Genomic DNA, 23,634 nt, shown 5'->3' on the forward strand with positions numbered 1-23,634 from the left:
TTCAAGCCGCCGGCGTCGCGGCATCGTTCACCACCGACGCCGTCAGCAACACCGGAATCGACTTCGACGTCGGCGTACCCGCGCCATCCGCGACCGAGGAGAGCGGCACGAGCGGATTCGTCTCCGGGTAATACGCGCCGAGGCAGCCGCGCGGAATGTCGTACTCGACCAGCAGAAAGCCGTCCACGCGACGCTCGTTGCCATCCGCCCACACGCTCGTGATATCCACACGTTGACCGGCGGCAAATCCGAGCATCGCAAGGTCGTCCTTGTTGGCGAACAGCACGCGCCGCTGGCCGTACACGCCACGATAGCGATCGTCGAGACCGTAAATCGTCGTGTTGTACTGATCGTGTGAACGCGTGGTCATCAGCGTCATCAGACGCTCGCCGTGTTGCTTGCGTGCCTGATGAATCGGCGTGTCGAGCGGGATCGCGCGCGCGATGAACTGCGCCTTGCCGCTCGGCGTTTTCCAGATGCGCTCGCGCGACGCGACGCCGAGATGGAAACCGCCCGGTTGCTTCAGGCGCTCGTTGTAGTCGTGGAAGCCATCGATCACCCTCTCGATGCCGTCGCGAATCAGCGCGTAGTCGGCCGCATGCGCGAGCCAGTCCACCTTGGCGCTGCCGAGCGTCGCGTGCGCCATGCGCGCGACGATCGCCACTTCGGAGAGCAGATTATCGGACGCCGGCTTGTTCATCCCATACGAAATGTGCACCATGCTCATCGAATCCTCGACGCTGACGCCTTGCGCCACGCCGTTCTGCAGATCGATCTCGGTGCGCCCGAGCGTCGGCAGGATCAGCGCGTCGCGGCCATGCACGAGGTGGCTGCGATTGAGCTTGGTCGTCACGTGCACGGTCAGATCGCACGCGCGCATCGCGGCCCACGTGCGCGGCGTGTCCGGCGTCGCGATCGAGAAATTGCCGCCCAGGCCGATGAACACTTTGACCTTGCCATCGAGCATCGCCTGAATCGTGTTGACGACGTCGAGCCCGTGTTCTCGCGGCGGCGCGAAATCATACGCCGCGCCGAGGCGGTCGAGAAACGCGCCGGTCGGTTTCTCCTCGATGCCGACCGTGCGGTCGCCCTGCACGTTCGAGTGGCCGCGCACCGGACACAACCCCGCGCCGCGCCGGCCGATATTGCCGCGCATCATCATCAGGTTCGACAGTAGCTGCACCGTCGCGACCGAGTTCTTGTGCTGCGTGAGGCCCATGCCCCACGTCGCGATCACCGCGCGCCCCTTCGCATAGATGTCGGCGAGCTTCAGCACGTCGTCGAGCGGCACGCCCGCTTCGGCGACGATCGTGTCCCAGCGCTCGGCGCGCAGATCGTCGGCGAACGCGTCGAAGCCGACCGTGTGTTCGGCGATGAAGTCGACGTCAAGCACGCGACCCTGGCCCGATGCGAGCGCTTCGTCGTCGAGTTCGAGCACGCGCTTGGCGACGCCCTTGATCAGCGCAAAGTCTCCGCCGACCTTCGGGCGGATGAATACCGAGCTGATTTTCGTGCTGCCCATCGTCAGCATTTCGACCGGATGCTGCGGGCTCGCGAAGCGTTCGAGGCCGCGTTCCTTCAGCGGATTGATCGACACGATCGTCGAGCCGCGCTTTGCGCATTCGCGCAGCTCGCCGAGCATGCGCGGATGGTTGGTGGCCGGGTTCTGGCCGAAGATCAGAAGCGTGTCCGCGTGTTCGAAGTCATCGAGCGTGACCGTGCCCTTGCCGATGCCGACCGTGTGTGGCAGGCCACGGCTGGTCGCTTCGTGGCACATGTTCGAGCAATCGGGAAAATTGTTGGTGCCGTACATGCGCACGAACAACTGGTACAGAAACGCGGCTTCGTTGCTCGCGCGCCCCGACGTATAGAACGCGGCGCGGTTCGGATCGTCGAGACGCTTCAGATGGCTCGCGATCAGTTCGAACGCCGCATCCCAGCCGATCGGCACATAGCGGTCGCGCGCGGCGTCGTAGACGAGCGGATCGGTCAGGCGGCCGTGCTGTTCGAGCTCGAAGTCCGATTGCGTCATCAGTTCGGCGACGCTGTGCCGCTCGAAGAACGCGGGCGTCACGCGCTTGCTGGTCGCCTCGGCGGCGACCGCCTTCACGCCGTTTTCGCAGAACTCGAATGTCGAGGCGTGCTCGCGATCCGGCCACGCACAGCCGGGGCAGTCGAAGCCGTCGGGCTGGTTCTGCCTGAGCAGCGTGCGGTAGTTGCCGCCCGTGACCTTCTCCTTGATCAGGTTGATCGCCACATGCTTGAGCGCGCCCCAGCCGGCGGCAGGGTGCGTGTACGGTTCGATACGGGCTTCAGTGCGGGGTTCGTTGTTCTTCATGGCGTGGCAGTGGACAGCTTCGACGGGTTTGGCAGACTCATGCCGTAGAGCCTACTGTGTTCCATAAATGACGCCGGATACAGAAAATCGGAAAGAATAGGAGTACAGTTGCGCGACCCTGCCCGACACCGTCCGAATCGCATGAAGCTCTACGAAGAACTCGCCGACGAAATCACCGAAGCCGTGCGCCGCGGCGTGTTCGCGGCCGGCGAGCGGATTGCGTCAGTGCGTCGGGCGAGCCAGCAGCACGGCGTCAGCATCAAGACGGTGCTGCATGCGTATGCGTTGCTGGAGAGCCGCGGCATCATCGAATCACGGCCGCAATCGGGCTATTTCGTGCGCGACGCAGCGGCACGCGCGCTCGCGCCTGTGCCCGCCGCGGCGGGCGCGGGCCGCAAGTCGGCGGCACCGCCGCCCGTGCCCGCGACGGTCGACGTGAGCCGGCTCGTGCTGTCGACGCTGCGCAGCATCCGCGCGCACGACGCCGTGCCGTTCGGTTCACCGTATCCAGACCCGTCGCTGTTCCCCTGGCGGCGCATCAACCAGTACGCGAACGCGATTGCGCGCCGGCACGCAAGCTGGAACCTGATCGATGATCTGCCGCCGGGCAATCCCGAGCTGATCCGCCAGATCGCGCGGCGCTACGCGGAAAACGGTTTGCCGGTCGATCCGGGCGAGATCGTCATCACGCTCGGCGCGACCGAGGCGATCAACCTGAGCCTGCAGGCAGTCGCGAAGCCGGGCGACACCGTCGCGGTTGAATCGCCGACCTACTACGCGATGCTGCACGCGATCGAGCGGCTCGGCATGCGCGCGATCGAGGTGGCGACCCATCCGGTCGATGGCATCGACATCGACGCGCTCGCGAAGGTGATCTCGCGGCAGAAGATCGCCGCGTGCATGGTGATGCCGAACTTCCAGAATCCGCTCGGTTTCTGCATGAGCGACGAGCGCAAGCGGCAACTGGTCGAGCTGCTGGCAGCGCACGAGATTCCGGCGATCGAGAACGACGTCTATCAGGAGCTGTATTTCGGCGACACGCGGCCCTCGACGCTGAAGACCTTCGACACCAAAGGGCTCGTGCTGCACTGTGCGTCGTTTTCGAAAAGCCTGACGGCGTCGTACCGGATCGGCTGGGCGCTGCCGGGACGTTATCGCGCGCAGCTCGAGAAGCTCAAGTTCCTCAATACGCTGACGACGCCGTCGGTGCCGCAGGTCGCGCTCGCCGATTATCTGCGTCAGGACGGCTACGACCGGCATTTGCGGCATCTGCGCCGCGTCTATCGGCAGCAGGCGAGCATCATGAGTGCGCTGGTGCTGCGCTTCTTTCCGGTCGGCACGCGTGTGTCGAGCCCGCGGGGCGGCTACGTGCTGTGGGTCGAGCTGCCTCTTGCCACCGATTCGATGCGGCTTTATCAGGCGGCGCTCGAACGCGGGATTACAGTCGGGCCGGGCATGATGTTTTCGACGCGCAACGATTTCCGGCACTTCATCCGGCTCAACTACAGCTATCCGTGGACCCCGCAGGCCGAGGCGGCGTTGAAGACCCTCGGCGAACTGGCTACCCGGATGACGTGAGCGTTGCGCGGACCGGCTCGGCGCCGGAGAGCGCAGCGTGGCAGATTTCCTCGCCGACCCAGGGTAAACCCGGATGTGCCGCCAACGCTAACTTGCCGATGTTGGGTTGGGGGGCGCAACTATGAATTGCGAAGCGACATCACGTGGCGCGGCTGCCGCGCCGAAGGGCGCCCGTTACGGGCCGCAGCGGGCCGAAGAAGTACTTGCATCCGAGCGCAGCGTGTTGCGGCTGATCACCCGCAACACACCGCTGCCCGAACTACTTGACGAAGTCTGCCGTCGCGCCGAGGGGCTGCTCGGCGACGGCGCATGCTGCTCGATACTGCTGCTCGACCCGGACGGCGTGCACGTTCGGGTCGGTGGCGCGCCGTCGCTGCCGCCGGCCTTCAGCGCCGCCATCGAGGGCGCGGCGATCGGTCCGCGCGTCGGCTCCTGCGGCACCGCGATGTTCGAGCGGCGCCTGGTCATCGTCGATGACATCGAAACCGATCCGCTGTGGGAAAACTTCCGCCATGTCGCGCTGCCGTACGGCCTGCGCGCGTGCTGGTCCGTGCCGTTCGAAAACGACGCGGGTGTCGTCCTCGGCGCATTCGCCGTCTACTACCGCGCCATTCGCCGTCCCACTCCCGAGGCAGAAGCGATGCTGCGCGATATCGGCAACAGCGTCGGCCTCGCGGTCCATCAGGACACGATGGCGCAGCGCCTCGCGCATAGCGAGGAGCGTCACCGGCTCGTCGTCGAGCATCTGAGCGAGGGCATCGTCGTGCAGTCGCGCACCGGCGTGGTGCTCGCCTGCAATCCCAGTGCGCAACGCATGCTCCACGTCACCGCCGAGATCGTGGGCCGCAGCATGCAGACCGTGATGACGCGTGCGTTCGCCGAGGACGGCACGCTCGCCGGCGACACCAACCGTCCGGTCGCGCAGGTCTTCGCGACGGGCAAGCCGATGCTCGGCGTGACGATCGGCCTCGAGCTCACCAGCGGCGAAGTCGTGTGGATCACGGAAAACGTCGTACCGATCCTGCGGCCCGGCGACAGCGAGCCGGACTCGGTGCTGATTTCGTTCTCGGACATCGGGCCGGTGCGCGAGGCGCAGCGTCAGCTGAAGTTTCTCGCCACGCGCGATTCGCTGACGGGCCTCTACAACCGCGCCTATCTGATCGAGCGGATGCGCGACCTGTTCGCGCCGCGTGCCGCCGACGCCAATGGCGGCGAGCTGGCCGCCGTCGCCGTGCTGTTCGTCGATCTCGACGGCTTCAAGAAGGTCAACGACACCGCCGGTCACGAGGCCGGCGATGCGTTGCTGTGCAGCGTCGCGGAGCGGCTGTCGGCCTGTGTCGGGCGCGGCGACACGCTCGCGCGCGTCGGCGGGGACGAGTTCGTGATCGTGGCCAGCGCGTACGGGGAGACGGATGAGCTGATCGGCCTTGCCCGTCGCGTTCTCGAGATGATCGCGGTGCCGTTCGCGGTGGCGGGCAACGAGTACTACCTCGGCGCGTCGATCGGCATCAGCCTCTTTCCCGAGGACGGTCAGGACGTCGCGACGCTGATGCGCAACGCCGACTCGGCGATGTATCACGCGAAGCAGCGCGGCCGCAACAACTTCCAGTTTTTCACCGCCGAGCTGAACCAGCATCTGCAGCGGCGTTTCACGATCGAGCAGTCGCTGCGGCGCGCGCTCGCCGTCAACGAGCTGAGCCTCGTGTACCAGCCGATCGTCGATAGCCAGAGCGGCCGCACGATCGGCGCGGAGGCGCTGCTGCGCTGGTACAACGGCGAGCTGGGCAACGTCTCGCCGGGCGAATTCATTCCGGTCGCCGAGGACGCCGGGCTGATCGTCGAGATCGGCGACTGGGTGCTCGAGCGCGCCTGCGAGCAGGTCGCGCAATGGCGGCGCACGCTCGCGCCGCATCTGATCATTGCGGTGAACCTGTCGCCGCGGCAGTTCAACGACGGCTTGCTCGAGCGCATCGAACGCTGTCTCGCGCAGTCCGGGCTCGACCCGGCTGCGCTCGAACTCGAGATCACCGAGCGGCTGCTGATGAGCGATAGCGACACCGTGCTGCCGATGCTGAGCGCGCTGAACGCAATGGGCGTGCGCGTGTCGGTCGACGACTTCGGCACGGGTTACTCCTCGCTGTCGTATCTCAAGCGCTTTCCGCTGCATAACCTGAAAATCGATCGTTCGTTCGTCGCGGGACTTCCCGATCATCGCGATTCGGTTGCGATCACACAGGCGGTCGTCGCGATGGCGCATTCGCTCGGCATGAACGTGACGGCCGAAGGCGTCGAGACCGCCGAGCAGGCGGCGTTTCTGCGCGCGATCGATTGCGACAAGCAGCAGGGCTATCTGTACAGCCGGCCGGTAGGCGCGGGCGCGTATGCGCGTATGCTGTACGACGCGCAGATGATCGGCATGGCCAACGCGTCCTGACGCGATTGTTCAGTTTGCCGAACAAGTGACTTCGCGTTGCCGCTATTTATCGGCGGCGACGCGCTCCCTAGAATTCCCCCATCGAAACGTTACTGGTGCGTGTTGCCGAAGCGGCGTCACGCGTTGGGGGGTGTGATGTCAGACTTGATCAGGAACCAGCTTTACCGGCCATCGGTCGTGCTGCCGATGGTCGCGCTCATGCAGGTGATGGTGTCGCAGGACTTCAATCTCGGCCAGGTCGGCTGGGTGTTCGCCGCGCGCGGGGCGCAGGCCGCGTTGCAACGTTCGCGCGAATTGATTTGCGCGGTTCATTGTCACGCTTGAGAAGTTCAGGGCAGCAAACGCAGTAATCCGAACCGAATCGCGCCGCCTTGCGCGCGGCCTTGCGCGCGGCCAGACGGGCCACCGGCACATCCCGCGCCCATCCCGGCATGGCAGCCCGTGGGACTCAGCGTAAGATGCTACGAACTGCATCCAGCCCCGGGAGAGTTGCCATGCCACAGCACTTCGACGCAGTCGTGATCGGTACGGGACAAGGCGGTTCGCCGCTTGCGGTGCGCCTCGCTCAAAGCGGCCGTCGTACCGCGGTGATCGAACGCGCGGAGTTCGGCGGCACCTGCGTGAACGTCGGCTGCACGCCGACCAAATCCTATGTGGCGAGCGCCCGCGCGGCGCACGTGGCGCGCCACGCGGCGCAGCTCGGCGTGCAGGTCGGGCCGGTCAGCGTCGATCTTGCGGCCGTGAAGGCGCGCAAGGACCAGATCATCGGAGCGTCGCGCAGCGGCGTCGAAAAGTGGCTGCGCGGCACGGAAAACATCACGGTGTTCAACGGCCACGCGCGTTTCACCGGCGCACGTACGCTCGCGATCAGCGGGCGCGACGGCCAACTGCTGGACGAGCTCAGCGCCTTCGAAATCTTCATCAACACGGGCACACGTGCCGTCGTGCCGCCGCTCCAAGGCATCGAGCGGATTCCGTACTACACGAACTCGACGCTGCTCGAACTGACCGAATTACCGAGTCATCTGGTGATCGTCGGCGGCAGCTATATCGCGCTCGAATTCGCGCAGGTGTTTCGCCGCTTCGGCAGCCGCGTCAGCGTGCTCGTGCGCGGCGAGCGCGTGCTCAACCGCGAGGATGCCGATTTCGCGGAGTCGGTGCAGAAGGTGCTCGCTCGCGATGGTGTCGAGTTCCATTTCGGCGTGCAACCGACGCGCGTCGAGCCGCATCCGCATCGTGCGAACGAGGTGTGCATCGGCTTCGAGCAGAACATTCCGGCCATGGAGGCGTCGCATTTGCTGTTGGCGACCGGCCGCGTGCCGAATACCGACGATCTCGGTCTCGACGCCGCCGGCATCGAGACCGACCGGCACGGCACGATCATCGTCGACGGCCAGTTGCGCACCAGCGTGCCGGGCGTCTGGGCGATCGGCGACGTGAACGGGCGCGGCGCGTTCACGCATACGTCCTACGACGACTACCAGATCGTCGCGGCGAACCTGCTCGACGGCGGCGCGCGCAGCGTCGACACGCGGATCATGACGTACGCCGTGTTCGTCGATCCGCCGCTCGCGCGCGTCGGCATGTCGGAGCAGGAGGTCCGCAAAAGTGGCCGCGAAGCGCTGATCGCGACGATGCCGATGTCGCGTGTGGGCCGCGCGCGCGAGCGCGGCGAAACCGACGGCTTCATGAAGGCGCTCGTGGACGCCCGCAGCAGGCGGATACTCGGCGCGGCGATTCATGGCATCGAGGGCGACGAGGCTATCCATACGTTCGTCGACATCATGACCGCGGACGCGCCGTATCCGACCTTGCAATACGCGATGCACGTGCATCCGACGATCAGCGAGCTGGTGCCGACGCTGCTCGATGGGCTCAAACCCATGCAATGAGCGGCATCGACCCCGACTCGACACGCCCATGACGAGCTCGCTCAAACCCGCACGCAGCAGCGGCAATCTGTTCGGCGCCGTCGCTCAATTGGCGGCGACGCCCGATGAGCATGTCGACGCGCTCGTCGAGCAGGGCGGCGTGACGATCGAGCGGATCGTCTCGAACGGGCAGGCGAGCCCGCCGGGCTTCTGGTACGACAGTCCGCGCGCCGAATGGGTCGTGCTGCTCGCCGGCGCGGCGGTGCTCGAATTCGACGGCGAAACCGAGCCGCATCCGCTGAAGCCCGGCGATCACGTGCTGATCGAAGCGCATTGCCGGCACCGCGTCGCGTGGACGAGCGACACCGGGCCAAGCGTATGGCTCGCCGTGTATTACCCCTGAGCCGCGGCGCATCGCGACATCCGCGCGGCCGGGTGCCGCGCATCGACAAAGCCTCGCGCCATCGCCGATAATCGGCAGCGGCGCGGCTCCCCCGCAAGGCGCGAGCGGGCTGTGCGCCGAACCGCATGGATCTCCGGGACTCGCATGGGCAAGGGACGCGTCGAAGCCTTCAGCGATGGCGTCATCGCCATCATCATCACGATCATGGTGCTCGAGCTGAAGGTGCCCGAGGGCCACGATCTCGCGGCGCTGCGTCCGGTCGTGCCGGTGTTCTGCGCGTACGTGCTGAGCTTCGTCTATGTCGGCATCTACTGGAACAATCATCATCACATGTTCCATGCGGTGCAAAAGGTCAACGGCAAGGTGCTGTGGGCGAACCTGCATCTGCTGTTCTGGCTGTCGCTGCTGCCGGCCGTCACGCACTGGGTCGGCGCAAATCATCTGGCCGCATGGCCGACCGCGATGTACGGGATCGTGCTGTTCATGTCGGCGATCGCGTACTTCATCCTGACGCGCACGCTGATCGATCAGCACGGCCACGATTCGGCGCTGGCCAAAGCGCTCGGCAGCGACTTCAAGGGCAAGGTCTCCGTCGTCATCTATCTGCTCGGCATCGGACTCGCGTTCGTCTTGCCGTGGGTGTCGGCCGCGCTTTACGCGCTCGCCGCCGCGTGGTGGTTCGTGCCGGACCGGCGCATCGAACACGTGCTGGAGGCCTGAGCATGTTGCTCGCACTGAAGCTCGTGCTGGTGCCGGCTTTTCTTGCCGCGCTGACGGCGGCCGCGCGCGTCTGGGGACCGTCGGTCGCGGGATGGCTCGCGGGGCTGCCGGTCGTCGCCGGGCCGATCGTGCTGCTGCTTGCGCTCGAGCGCGGGCCGGCGTTCGCGGCGCAGGCGTCGGCGGCGTCGGTGGCGGCGATCGCCGCGTCCGAGGCGTTCAATCTGGCTTATGCGTGGACCTGCCGGCGCTTCGACTGGCCGCTTGCCCTGGTCGCGGGCATGGCCGGCTGGCTCGGCGCGGCTTTGCTGCTCGTGCGGCTGCCCGGCTCGCTCGGCTGGGCGATGGCGGCGGCGTGCGTCGCCGTTGCCGTATCGCAGAGCAGCTTGCCGCGTGCGACGGGCCATGTGCCGGCAGCGCGCGTCGAGCGCGCCGATCTGGCCGTGCGGATGCTCGCAGGCGCGCTGCTGACGCTCGCGGTAACGACGGCCTCAGCCTCGATGGGCGCGGTGTGGAGTGGCGTGCTGTCGGTATTTCCGCTGCTCGGCATCGTGCTCGCGGTGTCGGCGCAGCGCTCGCATGGCGCGGACTTCGTCGCGCTGCTGATGCGCGGCATGGCGGTCGGGCGCGGCTCGTTCGCGGCGTTCTTCGCGGTGACGGCAGCGCTGTTGCCGCAATACGGCGTGGCGACCGGGTTTGCGTGCGCGGCGGTGGTTTCGGTCGTCGTGCAGGGGTTGACCCGCCGCTGGCTGGCCGGGCCGCGGCGCGCGCAGGCGGCGCCGCGAGAGCTGGCCGGGCCGCAGGCGGAGCGAGGCTGCGCATGACTTCACGCCGGGTGCCTTCGACTGCTACCCGTATCGGGCTCATATCCGATACGCACAACCTCGTGCGTCCCGAGGCGATGCGCTACCTCGACGGCTGCGACGCTATCATTCACGCGGGCGACATCTGCAACACGGACGTGCTCGACAAGCTCGCGAAGATCGCGCCGCTCACCGCAGTGCGCGGCAACAACGATAGCGGCGAGTGGGCCGCATCGCTGCCGACGCATGCGAGGCTGACCGTGCAGCAGGTGACGATTCTCGTCGTGCACGATATCGCCGATCTCGACTGCGCGCCGCGCGACGAGGGCGTTCGCGTCGTGGTGAGCGGCCATTCGCACAAGCCGTCGATCGCCGAGCGCGACGGCGTGCTGTATGTCAATCCGGGCAGCGCGGGGCCGCGGCGCTTCAAGCTGCCGGTGTGCGCGGGAACGCTGATGGTCGAGGGCGAGCAGGTCCGTGCAACGTTCGATTCGCTGCTGACATAAAAAAAGCGAGCCGGCGAAACTCGCCGGCCCGCTTCGACACTAGGTTTGCGGGGAATCAGCGCGCGGGTCAGGCACGCGCGGTCGCAGCCGCCGCGAACTGTTCATCCATCTCGTCGGCCTCGCGCTCGCCGCGCAGCACCGCGTGCGCTTCGGCGCGCGTCGCGACGCACGGACCGGAGCCGAGCAGCGGCTTGCGCGCGGTTTCGCGCAACGCGAGCACCGACGCGACGCCGATCAGCGATGCGCCCATCAGGTAGTACGCGGGCATCATCAGGTTGCCGGTCCGCTCGACGAGCCATGCGGTCACGAGCGGCGTCGTACCGCCGAACAGCGACACCGAGATGTTGAAGCCGATCGCGAGCGCGCCGTAGCGGATTCTGGTCGGGAACAGCGCCGGCAGCGCCGACGGCATCACGCCCGTGAAGCACGACAGCAGCATCCCGAGAATCATCAACCCGCCGAACACCGGCAGCACCGTGCCCATGCGAATCAGCAGCAGCGCGGGAATCGACAGCGCGAACAGACCCACGCAGCCGAGCAGCATCACCGGCTTGCGGCCGATCGCGTCGGACAGACGGCCGGCGGCGAGCGTCATCGGCATCATCAGAATCATGACGAGCAGCACGAGGAACAGACCGTGCGTTTCGTTGAAGTGCAGCGTCGCCGACAGATAGCTCGGCAGATACGACAGCGCCATGTAGTCCGTCACGTTGAAGATCAGCACGAGGCCGACGCACAGCAGCAGCGGCTTCCATTGCTGCGTGAGCAGTTGACGGAACGGCTGCCTGGGCAGCGCGCGGTCTTCGGCTTCGCGCGCTTCGGCCTGCTTCCTGAACGCCGGCGTCTCCTCGAGCTTCATGCGGATGTAGAGACCCATCAGGCCGAGCGGACCGGCGATCAGGAACGGAACACGCCAGCCCCAGGACAGCAGCGCGTCGGTCGACAGTGTCGCCGTCAGCAGCGCGACCGTGCCCGCGCCGAGCACATAGCCGATCAGCGTGCCGAATTCGAGGAAGCTGCCCATGAAGCCGCGGCGCTTGTCGGTCGAGAATTCGGCGATGAAGGTCGCGGCGCCGCCGTACTCGCCGCCGGTCGAAAAGCCCTGCACGAGGCGCGCGAGCAGCAACAGCGCTGGCGCGAGAATGCCGATCGTCGCGTAGTTGGGGATCAGGCCGATCGCGAAGGTGCCCGCGGCCATCATGATCATCGTCATTGCCAATACGCGCTGACGGCCGATGCGGTCGCCGAGCGGCCCGAACACCATGCCGCCGATCGGCCGCACGAGAAACGCCGCGGCAAACGTGCCGAACGTCGCGATGAGCTGAGCCGACGGGCTCGACGACGGGAAGAACACCTTGCCGAGCGTGACCGCGATATAGCTGTACACGCCGAAGTCGAACCATTCCATCGCGTTGCCGAGCGCCATGGCGCCGACTGCCCGCTTCAGGAGGGAGTGATCGACGACGGTGATGTCGTCGAGAGAAAGGCGTTGTTCGTGTTTGCGAGGTTGCCAGAAGCCGTTGCTGGAAGCGGTCAAGGTTAGAACTCCAATGACTGCGACGAAACTCGTGATGCGTTCCGCCTCGGTTGCTGGAAGTGCAATTTCGCGAATAAGGCGAGGGCATCCGCGGCACCGGATGGCCGGCGGCGTAACGGAGGGCGAAAAAAGAAAACGCCCGTGCCTCGCGACCAGGTCGCGAAAAAACACTCGTCTAGATTGTGCTGACTGTTGCACCTGCGTGGCCGTGGAAGGGGGGCAGATGCACGAAGGACGCAGGGTTGGCCGCAAGCATGGCCCATGCGCCGCTGAAGGCTTGAAACGAAAAAGGCCGATCTTGAATTTGCCGCCGAGGCGGGGAAACGACCGACGAGCCTTCCTGTTTAAAAACAGCTCGCTTGAGGATGACGCCCGCGCACTGATACGCACGGTGAGTCAACTCGAAACGAACGCGAATGAAGGTGAGTTGATGTTGAAAGGACGCACATGTTAGCACGATGACGGAGGATCGTGTAAGCGGCCTTGAGGCGAAAAAAACCGCGCTCGCGGCGCGGATTTTTTGACGTGCGGTGAGTTCGGGTGACGGGTCGTGTCGTTCCCGTCGAGGGCGGCTCAGGCCGACGGCGGCACGTAGCCCGATGCGGTGTCCGCGCCTTCGCCGAAGAAGAACTTTTCGGTCTGCTTCATCAGATATTGACGCGCGCGCGGATCGGCCATGTTTAGACGGTTTTCGTTGATCAGCATGGTCTGCTGCTTCAACCAGGCCTGCCAGGCTTCCTTGGAAATGCTTTCGTAGATCCGCTTGCCGAGTTCGCCCGGCAGCGGCGGGAAATCGAGGCCTTCGGCTTCCTTGCCGAGCTTCGCGCATTGAACCATACGAGTCATGCTGTGCTTCTCCTGTAATCGTGTTGGGACGGGCAGACGACGCCTGTTCGGATCAGATGGGGGCGATCACCGGACACTCAAAGCTGTTTCATCAGCACGAGTGACTTGCGCTGCCAGTTGTAGAGCCGGCGGCGGTCTTCGGGCAGGTCGTCGACCGTTGCCTTGACGAAGCCGCGCTTGAGGAACCAGTGTTCGGTGCGCGTGGTGAGCACGAAGATGCGCGTGAGGCCGCGCGCCCGCGCGCGCTGCTCGATGCGCTTGAGCAGGCGCTCGCCGTCGCCGGTGCCTTGCGCTTCGGGCGCGACCGTCAGGCACGCCATTTCACCGATGCGCTCCTGCGAATACGGATAGAGTGCCGCGCAGCCGAACAGCACGCCGTCGTGCTCGATCACCGAGAAATGGTCGATGTCGCGCTCGATCTGGTGACGGCCGCGCCGCACCAGCGTACCGTCCGCTTCGAGCGGCTCGATCAGCGCGAGAATGCCGCCGACGTCGTCCGGCGTGGCTTCGCGCAGGCTTTCGAGGTTCTCGTACGAGATCATCGTGCCGACGCCATCGTGCAGGAACAGTTCGAGCAGCAGGCTGCCGTCGAGCGCGTACGGGATGATGTGCGCGCGCGGCACGCCGCCGCGGCAGGCGCGGATCGAATGCTTGAGGTAAAACCCGGCGTCGCCGATGACTTCGCCGCTTTCGTGCAACTTGTACGCGTCGTCGAGCGACAGTTCGCGGATCAGTTCGGCGCCGCTTTCGCCGGCTTCCATCAGGCCCGGTGTTTCGGTCAGGAACACGATCTTGTCGGCGCGCAGCGCGATTGCCGCGGCCGAGGCGACGTCTTCCATCGACAGATTGAATGCCTCGCCGGTGGGCGAGAAGCCGAGCGGCGACAGCAGCACCAGCTTGCGGCTCGCGAGTGAGTGGCGGATCGAATCCGCGTCGATCTTGCGCACGAGGCCCGTGTGCTGGAAGTCGACGCCGTCCAGAATGCCGACCGGGCGCGCCGTGACGAAGTTGCCCGACACGACGCTGATGTGCGCGTGCGCCATGGGCGTGTTCGGCAAGCCCTGGCTGATCGCGGCCTCGATGTCGAGACGCACTTCGCCGGCCGCTTCCTTCGCGGACTCCAGTGCCCGCGCGTCGGTGATGCGCATGCCGTGCGAAAACTCCGATTCGACGCCGTGCAGGCTCATCTGCTCCTCGACCTGCGGGCGCGAGCCGTGCACGAGCACGATCTGGATGCCCATTGCCTGCAGCAGCGCGATGTCCGACACCAGCGCATTCAGCAACCCCTGATGCACCACTTCGCCGCCGAAACCGACGACGAACGTCTTGTTGCGGAACGCGTGGATATACGGTGCGACTGAACGCATCCAGTCGACGAATTGCGCGTGCTGGGCGAGGGTCTCCGGCGAGTCGGTGGGGGCCGGAACGCTCGCGGGCGCGGGGACGAGGTCGGTTTGGGAATTCATGCCGGGGATTATAATGCGCCCCCATGTCGAATGTACCCAAAAGTCCCGCTGGGGCGAACGAGAAACCGGCGCCGGCCGGCGAGCAACGTCACACTTCGCGCGACACGCAATCCGGCGAGCCGCGCAAGGCGCCTCGCGCGCCGCGCGAGGCGCGACCGTCGCGGGTGATCGAGCCAAATCCGATTCCACCGATCACGTTCCCCGAAGCGCTTCCGGTGTCCGCTCGCCGCGACGAGATTGCGCGGGCGATCGCGGCGAATCAGGTGGTGATCGTGTCGGGCGAAACCGGCTCCGGAAAGACCACGCAGCTGCCAAAAATCTGCCTTGCGCTCGGCCGTGGTCCCGGTGCCGGCGGCAAGGGCTTGATCGGCCATACGCAGCCACGCCGGATCGCCGCGTCGGCGACCGGACGCCGCATCGCCGAGGAACTCGGCACGCCCTTCGGCGAAGTGGTCGGCTACAAGGTGCGCTTCAACGACAACCTCGCGCCGGGCGCATCGGTCAAGCTGATGACCGACGGCATTCTGCTGGCCGAAACGCAGACCGATCCGCTCCTGAAGGCGTATGACACGCTGATCATCGACGAAGCGCACGAGCGCAGCCTGAACATCGATTTTCTGCTCGGCTACCTGAAGGAGATTCTCCCGAAGCGCCCCGACCTGAAGCTGATCGTGACCTCGGCGACGATCGACGCCGATCGTTTTGCGCGTCATTTCGGCAGCGACGACAAGCCCGCCCCGGTGATCGAAGTGAGCGGGCGCCTGTATCCGGTCGAGGTGCGTTACCGTCCGGTCGTCGAGGACAGCCCGGCGATCAAGGCGGCGCAAGGCACCTCGGGCGCCGCGTCGTCTGGCCGCGAGCGCCCGAAGACGCAGCGCGAGACTGATCGCGATCTGATGGAAGCGATCGTCGACGCCGTCGACGAGCTGTGCCGCGAAGGCCCCGGCGACGTACTGGTGTTCCTGCCCGGCGAGCGCGAGATTCGCGACGCCGCCGAGGCGCTGCGCAAACATCACCCGCCACATACGGAGATCCTGCCGCTGTTCGCGCGGCTCTCGGCCGCCGAGCAGGAGCGCGTGTTTCGCGCGTCGAACGCGCGGCGCATCGTGCTCGCGACCAACGTCGCCGAAACTTCGCTGACGGTACCCGGCATTCGCTACGTGGTCGACACCGGCCTCGCGCGCGTGAAGCGCTACTCGTATCGCAACAAGGTCGAACAACTGCAAGTCGAGTCGATTTCGCAGGCGGCCGCGAACCAGCGCGCCGGACGTTGCGGCCGGGTGGCCGATGGCATCTGCATTCGCCTGTACGAGGAAAGCGACTTCCAGGGTCGCACACGCTTCACCGATCCGGAAATCCTGCGCTCGTCGCTCGCGTCGGTGATTCTGCGCATGAAGTCGCTGCATCTGACGGCGATCGAAACGTTCCCGTTTATCGAACCGCCGCCGGGCCGCGCGATTTCCGACGGCTACCAGCTGCTCAACGAACTCGGCGCGGTCGACGACGACAACCGCCTGACGCCGCTCGGCCGCGAACTCGCGCGCCTTCCGCTCGATCCGCGAATCGGCCGCATGATTCTCGCCGCGCGCGAGCAGCAGGCGCTGAAGGAAGTGCTGATCATCGCGAGCGCGCTGTCCGTGCAGGACCCCCGCGATCGCCCGATCGAAGCGCAGGAGCAAGCCGACCAGGCGCATCGCCGGTTCGCCGACGAGCGCTCCGAATTCCTGCAGTGGCTGAAGATCTGGAACTGGTTCGATGAAGCGATTGCGCACAAGAAATCGAACCGGCAGCTGCAGGACGAGTGCCGCAAGAACTTCCTGTCGCAACTGCGGCTGCGTGAATGGCGCGACGTTCACTCGCAACTGCTGACGGTGGTGCGTGAGCACGGCTGGCGGCTGAATGAAGCGGAGGCGACGTTCGAGCAGATCCATCTTGCGCTGCTCACTGGTCTGCTCGGCAACATCGGCCTGAAAGCCGACGATGAGCCGTACTATCTCGGCGCGCGCGGCATCAAGTTCTATTTGTGGCCGGGGTCGGCGCTCGTGAAGAAGGCGGGCAAGTGGGTGATGGCCGCCGAACTCGTCGAAACGAGCCGGCTTTACGCACGGTGTATCGCAAAAATAGAGCCCGAGTGGGTCGAGAAGGTCGGCGCGCATCTGCTGAAGAAATCGCTGTCCGAGCCCCATTGGGAAAAGCGCGCGGCGCAGGTGTCCGCGTTCGAACGGGCGATGCTGTACGGCCTGCCGATCTATCACCGGCGGCGTGTCGTGTTCGGCAAGCAGGACCCGGCGCGCGCGCGCGAGCTGTTTATTCGCGGTGCGCTCGTTGAAGGCGAGTTCGACACGAAGCTCGCGTTTTTCGCGCACAACCGCAAGCTGCTTGCCGACATCGAGCAGATCGAGCACAAGTCGCGCCGCCAGGACGTGCTGGTCGACGACGAATTGATCTTTGCGTTCTACGATCAGGCGCTGCCGGACGGCATCTATACGGGCGCGTCGTTCGAGCGGTGGTATCGCGACGAGGTCAAAAAGAGCGGCCAGGCGGAGGACAAGCTGCGGCTCCTGTATCTGTCGCGCGACGATCTGATGCGGCACGAGGCAGCGGGTGTCACGACCGATCTGTTCCCGAAGCGGTTGACGATGGCCGGCATCGAGATGGCGCTGACCTATCACTTCGAGCCGGGCGCGCCGCGCGACGGCGTGACGCTCGCGGTGCCACTGTTCGCGCTGAACCAGGCCGACGCGCGGCGTTGCGAGTGGCTCGTGCCCGGCATGCTGAAGGAGAAGGCGCAACTGCTGCTGAAGTCGCTGCCGCAAAAACTGCGCCGCCATTGCGTGCCGCTGCCCGACTATGCGGCGGGCTTCGCCGAGCGGCACAGCGCAGAGCGGTTTGGGGCAGGCGGCTTGCTGGAGGCGTTGATCGCCGACGTGCGCGAACAGACGCAGGTTGCGATGAAGCAGTCCGACTTCAAGCTCGAGACGCTGCCCGCACATCTGTTCATGAACTTCAAGGTCATCGACGAACATGGGCGGCAGCTCGCGATGGGGCGCAATCTGTCGCAACTGCGCTCCGAGCTCGGCGCGCAGGCGCAGCAGCATTTTCAGAAGCTCGTCTCGGGCGCGGCCGGCGCCGCCTTGGCCGATGCGGGCGGCGGCGGTGTCGCGACGCGCGCGCAGTCCGCGAGTTTGGCTGCGAGTGGGGCGCTGCGCGGCAAGGGCGCGGCCTCTGCTGCGCCGCCCTCTGCGCCGGATGGCGCCGCGGCCACCGCACTGTATGAAAACTTGAGCACGTGGAATTTCGGCAAGCTGCCCGAGCTGCTCGAAATTCGCCGCGGCGGTCAGACGCTGTTCGGCTATCCCGCGCTGGTGGATCGTGGCACGCATTGTGATGTCGAGGTGTTCGATTCGCCGGAAGAGGCCGCGCGGATTCATCGCGCGGGCTTGCGTCGACTTTTCGCGCTGCAGTTGAAGGAGCCGATCAAGTATCTGGAGAAGAATCTGCCCGGCCTGCGCGAAATGGCCATGCAGTTCATGCCGCGCGGCACGCAGGAAGAACTGCGCGATCAGCTGATCGACACCGCGCTCGACCGCGCGTGTCTGCAAGATCCGCTGCCCGACGACGATGCGAGCTTTCACACCCGACGCGACGAAGGGCGAAGCCGTCTTACGCTGCTCGCACAGGAAATCTCGCGGCTGGTCGGGCAGATTCTCGGCGAGTATGCGAGTCTCACGAAGAAGCTCCTGCAGGCCAAGCCCTTCGCGGCCGCACACGCCGATCTGCAGAACCAGCTTGACGCGCTGATCGGCAAGCGTTTTGTCGTCGATACTCCATATGCGCAACTCGCGCATTTCCCCCGATATTTGAAGGGGATGGCGCTGCGCATCGACAAGCTGCGAGCGGACCCCACACGCGACGCGCGGCAGTTCGCGGAATTCCAGCCGTTGCAGCAGCACTATCAGCGCGCGCTCTCCCAGCGCGGCGGTGTAATGGATCCGCGGCTTGCGGAATTCCGCTGGCTGCTCGAGGAGTTGCGCATCTCGCTGTTCGCCCAGGAGTTGCGCACCCCGATGCCGGTTTCGGTCAAGCGCCTGCACAAGGTGTGGGAGTCGATGCAGCGCTAGAGTCATGGCGTTCGAACTGATGTCACCAATGCATCCCCGCTCCGATCGATGCGCCGAACTGCCCGCGAGAATCAGTGCTGCCCTGGACTTTGTAGATCCACTTGCCGGTGTCCGATAACTGCGACACGCTGATCGCTAGCGCCGATTGTCCGCCGTACGTGCCGCCTCCCATGGCGACCATGCCGTGTCCCGGCAGGACCGCTTGCGGCAAGCCGGCCATCGCGAGCGCCGCTGCGGTGCCGCCATAGCTATCCCGGCGGGCCGAGCGGATCTGGTCATCGGTATAGCGATTTGCCTCGCTGATCGCGCCACTCACGCTTTGCTGCAACTGATTGACGTTGACCGCATCGGTGCCTCGCACGCCGGCCGCGACGTTGGTGATCTGGCGCTCCTGGCCTGCCGTGCCGACCGATACGGTGTTCGCGCGCTCTGCGACTGAGCCTTGGCCCAACGCTACCGAGTTGTCGGCGCTCGCGCTGGCTGCGGCGCCAAGCGCCGTAGCGTTGTTGCCGCTGGCGATGGCATTCGCTCCGGTGGCAATGGCGTTTGCGCCGCTCGCCTGCGCGTTCGCTCCAGCCGCGATTGCGTGCGAGCCCGAGGCTTGCGCGCTTTCGGTCGCGCTATCGCCTGCCGCGTTGACCAACGCGCTCGGCGAGCCGATCGCCGCGTTATTGATTGCGCCCTCGAGCGCCGCATTCAACTGGCCGAGGTTGACCGCGTCGGAGGCCAGCACGCCGTCCGCGACGTTATGGATGACGGTGCCGTCCGTTGAATCGCCACCGAGCGTCACGCTATTCCAGTTGATGCTGCCGTCCGCGTTCGTGTCGTACATGAGCGCTCCGTCGAGCTTCGCTGCAGTCGCGCTGCTCTGGTCGCTCAAGGCTTTCAACTGCGCGACGTTGACCGCGTCGGTGTCGGCGGTGCCGGCCGCGACGTTGGTAATCTGGCGCTCGTTGCCTGCTGAACCGACCGACACGGTGCCCGCGCGGTCGGCAATCGAGCCTTGGCCAAGCGCGACGGAGTTCGCCGCTAGCGCGCTCGCGTTGTAACCAATCGACAGCGCGCTTTCGGCGGCTGCGACGGCGCCCGCGCCGATCGCGGTCGAACCCGTGCCGTTCGCGCTGGCGTTCGTGCCGAACGCCGTTGTGCCGGTGCCCGTCGCGCTGGCGTTGCTGCCCGCGGCGAGCGCGTGTGTGCCGTCGGCGAGCGCGTCGTTGGAGCCGTCGACCGGATCGTAGGCGCTGAAGTAGTGCAGCGCGCCGCTTTGAGCAAGTGCATCGACCTTTCCGTCGACGGCGCTCAACTGGCTTACGTTGACGGCGTCGGTGGGCGCCGCGCCCGCGGCGACGTTCGTCATGCGACGCTCGTTATTCGCCGAGCCGAGCGAAACTTCGCCGGTCGGGGTGGCGGCCGCAATCGGCGTGACGCCCGTTCCCGCGGGTGCAAACGCGCTTTGCGCGAGATCGGCCGTGGTGCTCGAATTGGCGCCCAAGGCAACGCTATTGCCGGCGCTCGCGTTCGCGTCGTTTCCAAGCGCGATCGCCCCGGCGCCCGCGGCCGTGGCGCCAAAACCGATTGCGCTCGCGTAGGCGCCGCTCGCCTGTGCGGCCGCGCCGAGTGCGATGGCGCCGAGGCCGCTGACGAGGGCATTACTGCCAAGCGCGACGCTCGCGTCCGAGAGCGCCGAGGCCCATGCTCCGGCGGCAAGGGCACTGGTGCCGCCGGCTTGCGCGAGATAACCGAGTGCGGTCGATCCGACGCTGGTCGCCGTGGACAGAGAGCCGAACGCAGAGGCGGCCGGGTTTGCCGCGATTGAACCGGAGCCCGTTGCAACGGAGTCGAGGCCGAGCGCCGCTGCGTTCAGGCCGATTGCGGTTGCGCGTTGCGCCTGGGCACTCGCAAACGACCCGAAGGCGCTCGCGCCTTCGCCTTGCGCGGAAGAGGAGGCTCCTATGGTGACGGCGCCGTCGCCTTGGGCCGAGGCGTTCACGCCTACCGCGATCGCGCCGTCGTTTTGCGCATTCGCCTGCCAGCCGGCCGCCAACGATGAGTTGCCGCTGGCCGTGGCCTCTGCACCTATTGCGACCGCGACGTCGCCGGGCGCGCTGGCCGTACCTAGCTCAATGGAATCGAACCCGGCGCCGCTCGCTTCCGTGACGTAGAGGGCCGCCGCTATAGAAACGCTCGCCGCGCTTCGGACCGCACGGGAAATGAGAGATATATTTTTGTTCGTCAATTAAAAGGCCTCCGCATTATTGTGGTGGTGCGCAGCGCGTAATCCGATATTAACGAGATGTTATTGTCGGCATGGGCTCGAGATATTTAAAATGCAAAAACGCCAGTCGATATTGAGGCTCGCGTTATTGGGTCGAACACGTGCCGACCTCAGCGCTCTATGGCCGAATTTCGGGGAGCAGACGCTGATGGGCGGCGCGTAAGATGAATTTTCCAGTCGCGGGGCCTTATTCAGATATCAGAGAACTCCGAAATTCAATCGGGCTAAAAAATATATTAATACGGATGGATTTTTATTGATAAGGAAAAAGGAATATTCTTATTTTCCCGGGTGGCGATCCGTGCGATTTTAAGGGTGACAGGTGCCTGATTGATACTGAGACGGAGAGCAGATTGATTCCTGATTCCAAAACGTACGCAGGGAGCATGAACTGGCCGCGGGAGACGAACCATCCCCCGCGCCGCAATGCTTCACCGCGCCCCCCAATTTCCCGTCGTCGCACGGTGACTTGCGTCAACCGCTCGGGGCGGCAAACGTTCTACAATCACGGCTATTCTCCGAAGCGAGTTTTCATGCGTAAATTTTTTCTTCCCGGCTTGACTGCCACGTTCGCCGCGACGGCGGTGCTGGCTGCCGCCGCAGGCTTTTTTTCTCCGGCGGCGCACGCCAACGACGTGATCGTGCTGAACTCCGGCGAAGCCACGCTGAGTCTGATCGACGAAAATAGCCGCCAGGTCGTCGGCACCGTGCCCACGGGCAAGGAGCCGCATCATCTGATGGCCACGCCGGACAACTCTTCGCTGATCGTCGCCAATTCGGTGTCGAACAATCTGATGTTCGTCGATCCAAAAACGGGTCAAGTGCAGCGCTGGATCGAGAACATCGAAGATCCCTATCAAATCGGTTTTTCGCCGGATCGCAAGTGGCTCGTCACGACAGGTCTGCGGCTGGACCGCCTCGACGTCTATCACTACGACGGACAGAAAAACCAGATGACGCTGGCCGCGCGGCTGCCGCTCGCGGTAATGCCGAGCCACATGGCTTTTTCGAACGACAGCAAGACCGTGTTCGTCACGCTGCAGGTATCGGGTGAGCTCGCCGCGATCGACCTGCCCACGCAAACCGTCAAATGGAAGATGAAGGTCGGCAAGGTGCCCGCGGGTCTGTGGATGACGCCGGGCGAAAAGTACCTGCTCGTCGGCATGACTGGTGAGGACTATGTCGCCGTAGTCGACTGGCGCAACCAGAAGCTCGTCAAGACGATTCACACAGGCCAGGGCGCACACAACTTCCGCTCGCTCGCCGACGGCAAGCATGTCGCGGTGTCGAACCGGGTGGCTAGCACGATCAGCATCATCGACGAAGACACGCTCACCAACGTTGGCGACATCACCGGCCTGATGCCAGGACCGGATGACATGGAACTGTCCGCCGACAAACGCTATCTGTGGGTGACCTTCCGCTTCGCGAAGCACATCGGCGTCATCGACCTCAATACGCACAAGCTGATCCAGACGATTGCGGTGGGCCGCTCGCCGCACGGCATCTATTTCTTCGATCGCGCGCCGGTCACTGCGCCGAACGGTGCCTGAGGACGACAGGGCAAGGGCACCCGAGTGAACCATCAAGGATGAAGTAACCAGGCCAGCATCATGTTCCATCTGATTTTCTCGTCACTCGACAGCGTCGTTTCCGCCGTGCAGACATGGCTGTACATCGACGTGGTGCAGCCGCTGCTGTTCCGTTTCAACCTGATGGACTACGACGAGGACACCTACGACAGCCTGTACTGGGTCATCGTCGGTGTGCTCGAGGTGCTGGCGATGTACGCGATCCTGCGGCCGCTCGAGGCGCTGCGCCCGGTCGAGCGATGGGCGAGCCGTAAGGCGGTGCGCGTCGACGTGCTGTATACGTGGATCGCCAAGCTCGGCATTCTGAATCTGTTCTTTTTCTTTGCGCTCCAGCCGTTCTTCGACAGCGTGCAAGGCTGGTTGCGGCTGCACGGCATTGCGAACCTCAACTTCGACAATCTGTGGCCCGGCGTCACCTCGCAGCCGCTCGTCACGTTCGTCATGTATCTGCTCGTGCTCGATTTTGCCGCCTACTGGTATCACCGCTGGCAGCACCGTATCGGCGTGTGGTGGGAGCTGCATGCGGTACACCATAGTCAGCGGCAGATGTCGCTGTGGTCCGACGATCGTAACCATCTGCTCGACGACCTGCTGCAGGCGTCGTTTTTCGCGGTCATCGCGCTTGTCATCGGTGTGCAGCCGTCGCAATTCGTCGTGCTGGTTGCGATCGCGAACCTTGCGCAAAGTGTGCAGCACGCGAATATTCGCGTGTACTACGGCTGGCTCGGCGAGCGGTTGCTCGTCAGCCCGACCTTTCACCGCCGTCACCACGCAATCGGCTATGGGCATGAAGGGCTCAAGTACGGCTGCAATTTCGGCGTGCTGTTCCCGTGGTGGGACATGCTGTTTCGCAGCGTGTCGTGGAGCCGCGAGATGGAGCCGACCGGTATCAGCGATCAGCTCGCAGGCCGCCGCTATGGCGAGGGCTTCTGGGCACAGCACTGGTTCGCGTTCGTCCGGATCGCGCAGCGCCTCGTGCCGAACCGCCGCGCACGCGGCAACGACACCGCCGCCGTTTGAGTCCATTCCGAGTCCGTCCGAGCACGCGCTCTGCCGCGCCGCCCACTTCTGCCGGCGGCGCGTCCTCTGGTTTATGCTGTGCACGTTCGCACGCACGCAGCAGTGGTCCAGCATGCCTGGTCGGCGC

Annotated in this window: 16 protein-coding genes; 11 read left to right on the forward strand and 5 right to left on the reverse strand. The window is 65.3% G+C overall.

Annotated features, from left to right (window positions below):
- Window position 1 precedes the first annotated feature (1 nt).
- On the reverse strand, window positions 2-2,338 hold the full coding sequence (locus tag LJ655_RS26730; protein ID WP_230564169.1) for an FdhF/YdeP family oxidoreductase: 2,337 nt from the start codon (window positions 2,336-2,338) through the stop codon (window positions 2-4).
- A 141-nt stretch (window positions 2,339-2,479) separates the two neighbouring features.
- On the opposite strand from LJ655_RS26730, the gene LJ655_RS26735 reads away from it, so the two are divergent.
- From LJ655_RS26735 to LJ655_RS26770, 8 genes are all read left to right on the forward strand, one after another.
- On the forward strand, window positions 2,480-3,916 hold the full coding sequence (locus LJ655_RS26735; RefSeq protein ID WP_230564170.1) for an aminotransferase-like domain-containing protein: 1,437 nt from the start codon (window positions 2,480-2,482) through the stop codon (window positions 3,914-3,916).
- 121 nt (window positions 3,917-4,037) lie between these two features.
- Window positions 4,038-6,350 (forward strand): putative bifunctional diguanylate cyclase/phosphodiesterase, encoded by a 2,313-nt coding sequence (locus tag LJ655_RS26740; protein ID WP_230564171.1) that lies wholly within the window; start codon window positions 4,038-4,040, stop codon window positions 6,348-6,350.
- 135 nt (window positions 6,351-6,485) lie between these two features.
- Window positions 6,486-6,674 carry a hypothetical protein gene (locus LJ655_RS26745; RefSeq protein ID WP_230564172.1) on the forward strand — a complete coding sequence of 63 codons (189 nt, stop codon included), beginning with the start codon at window positions 6,486-6,488 and terminating at the stop codon, window positions 6,672-6,674.
- 170 nt (window positions 6,675-6,844) lie between these two features.
- The gene (locus LJ655_RS26750) at window positions 6,845-8,242 is read left to right on the forward strand and encodes an FAD-containing oxidoreductase (protein WP_230564173.1); all 1,398 of its coding nucleotides are present in this window, start codon (window positions 6,845-6,847) and stop codon (window positions 8,240-8,242) included.
- A gap of 28 nt (window positions 8,243-8,270) precedes the next feature.
- Entirely contained in the window at window positions 8,271-8,624 is a 354-nt protein-coding gene (locus tag LJ655_RS26755; RefSeq protein WP_230564174.1) for a cupin domain-containing protein, read from the forward strand.
- A gap of 144 nt (window positions 8,625-8,768) precedes the next feature.
- Complete coding sequence (locus tag LJ655_RS26760) at window positions 8,769-9,344, forward strand: TMEM175 family protein (RefSeq protein WP_230564175.1); 576 nt, start codon at window positions 8,769-8,771, stop codon at window positions 9,342-9,344.
- 2 nt (window positions 9,345-9,346) lie between these two features.
- A complete protein-coding gene (locus LJ655_RS26765; RefSeq protein ID WP_230564176.1) occupies window positions 9,347-10,165 on the forward strand; it encodes a hypothetical protein in 819 nt (272 codons plus the stop codon).
- Window positions 10,162-10,650, forward strand: coding sequence for a metallophosphoesterase family protein (locus LJ655_RS26770; protein ID WP_230564177.1), 489 nt, complete (start codon window positions 10,162-10,164; stop codon window positions 10,648-10,650). Before LJ655_RS26765 ends, LJ655_RS26770 begins: the two co-directional genes overlap by 4 nt.
- Before the next feature lie 67 nt (window positions 10,651-10,717).
- Here LJ655_RS26770 and proP read toward each other — a convergent pair whose 3' ends face one another.
- From proP to argA, 3 genes are all read right to left on the reverse strand, one after another.
- On the reverse strand, window positions 10,718-12,187 hold the full coding sequence (gene proP / locus LJ655_RS26775) for a glycine betaine/L-proline transporter ProP (RefSeq protein WP_230564178.1): 1,470 nt from the start codon (window positions 12,185-12,187) through the stop codon (window positions 10,718-10,720).
- A gap of 573 nt (window positions 12,188-12,760) precedes the next feature.
- Complete coding sequence (locus LJ655_RS26780; RefSeq protein WP_026228676.1) at window positions 12,761-13,033, reverse strand: oxidative damage protection protein; 273 nt, start codon at window positions 13,031-13,033, stop codon at window positions 12,761-12,763.
- A gap of 77 nt (window positions 13,034-13,110) precedes the next feature.
- Window positions 13,111-14,499, reverse strand: a complete 1,389-nt coding sequence (gene argA, locus LJ655_RS26785) for an amino-acid N-acetyltransferase (protein WP_230564179.1) — start codon at window positions 14,497-14,499, stop codon at window positions 13,111-13,113.
- Window positions 14,500-14,522: 23 nt separating this feature from the next.
- On the opposite strand from argA, the gene hrpA reads away from it, so the two are divergent.
- A complete protein-coding gene (hrpA, locus tag LJ655_RS26790; RefSeq protein ID WP_230564180.1) occupies window positions 14,523-18,620 on the forward strand; it encodes an ATP-dependent RNA helicase HrpA in 4,098 nt (1,365 codons plus the stop codon).
- Window positions 18,621-18,642: 22 nt separating this feature from the next.
- Here the strand turns inward: hrpA and LJ655_RS26795 are convergent, their stop codons facing one another.
- Window positions 18,643-20,856 carry a YadA family autotransporter adhesin gene (locus LJ655_RS26795; protein WP_230564181.1) on the reverse strand — a complete coding sequence of 738 codons (2,214 nt, stop codon included), beginning with the start codon at window positions 20,854-20,856 and terminating at the stop codon, window positions 18,643-18,645.
- 572 nt (window positions 20,857-21,428) lie between these two features.
- Here LJ655_RS26795 and LJ655_RS26800 point away from each other — a divergent pair.
- Both LJ655_RS26800 and LJ655_RS26805 read left to right on the forward strand, forming a co-directional pair.
- Window positions 21,429-22,448: a YVTN family beta-propeller repeat protein gene (locus LJ655_RS26800; protein WP_230564182.1), complete on the forward strand. Its 1,020-nt coding sequence runs from the start codon at window positions 21,429-21,431 to the stop codon at window positions 22,446-22,448.
- A gap of 60 nt (window positions 22,449-22,508) precedes the next feature.
- A complete protein-coding gene (locus LJ655_RS26805; RefSeq protein WP_230564183.1) occupies window positions 22,509-23,507 on the forward strand; it encodes a sterol desaturase family protein in 999 nt (332 codons plus the stop codon).
- Window positions 23,508-23,634: the final 127 nt, after the last annotated feature.

The organism is Paraburkholderia translucens (assembly GCF_020881035.1).
Lineage (GTDB): Bacteria > Pseudomonadota > Gammaproteobacteria > Burkholderiales > Burkholderiaceae > Paraburkholderia > Paraburkholderia translucens.

Bases quoted from the DNA above. Each gene is read 5' to 3' on its own strand.
- LJ655_RS26730 (WP_230564169.1), bottom strand. From the start codon at position 2,338: ATGAAGAACAACGAACCCCGCACTGAAGCCCGTATCGAACCGTACACG.
- LJ655_RS26735 (WP_230564170.1), top strand. From the start codon at position 2,480: ATGAAGCTCTACGAAGAACTCGCCGACGAAATCACCGAAGCCGTGCGC.
- LJ655_RS26740 (WP_230564171.1), top strand. From the start codon at position 4,038: ATGAATTGCGAAGCGACATCACGTGGCGCGGCTGCCGCGCCGAAGGGC.
- LJ655_RS26745 (WP_230564172.1), top strand. From the start codon at position 6,486: ATGTCAGACTTGATCAGGAACCAGCTTTACCGGCCATCGGTCGTGCTG.
- LJ655_RS26750 (WP_230564173.1), top strand. From the start codon at position 6,845: ATGCCACAGCACTTCGACGCAGTCGTGATCGGTACGGGACAAGGCGGT.
- LJ655_RS26755 (WP_230564174.1), top strand. From the start codon at position 8,271: ATGACGAGCTCGCTCAAACCCGCACGCAGCAGCGGCAATCTGTTCGGC.
- LJ655_RS26760 (WP_230564175.1), top strand. From the start codon at position 8,769: ATGGGCAAGGGACGCGTCGAAGCCTTCAGCGATGGCGTCATCGCCATC.
- LJ655_RS26765 (WP_230564176.1), top strand. From the start codon at position 9,347: ATGTTGCTCGCACTGAAGCTCGTGCTGGTGCCGGCTTTTCTTGCCGCG.
- LJ655_RS26770 (WP_230564177.1), top strand. From the start codon at position 10,162: ATGACTTCACGCCGGGTGCCTTCGACTGCTACCCGTATCGGGCTCATA.
- LJ655_RS26780 (WP_026228676.1), bottom strand. From the start codon at position 13,033: ATGACTCGTATGGTTCAATGCGCGAAGCTCGGCAAGGAAGCCGAAGGC.
- argA (WP_230564179.1), bottom strand. From the start codon at position 14,499: ATGAATTCCCAAACCGACCTCGTCCCCGCGCCCGCGAGCGTTCCGGCC.
- hrpA (WP_230564180.1), top strand. From the start codon at position 14,523: ATGTCGAATGTACCCAAAAGTCCCGCTGGGGCGAACGAGAAACCGGCG.
- LJ655_RS26800 (WP_230564182.1), top strand. From the start codon at position 21,429: ATGCGTAAATTTTTTCTTCCCGGCTTGACTGCCACGTTCGCCGCGACG.
- LJ655_RS26805 (WP_230564183.1), top strand. From the start codon at position 22,509: ATGTTCCATCTGATTTTCTCGTCACTCGACAGCGTCGTTTCCGCCGTG.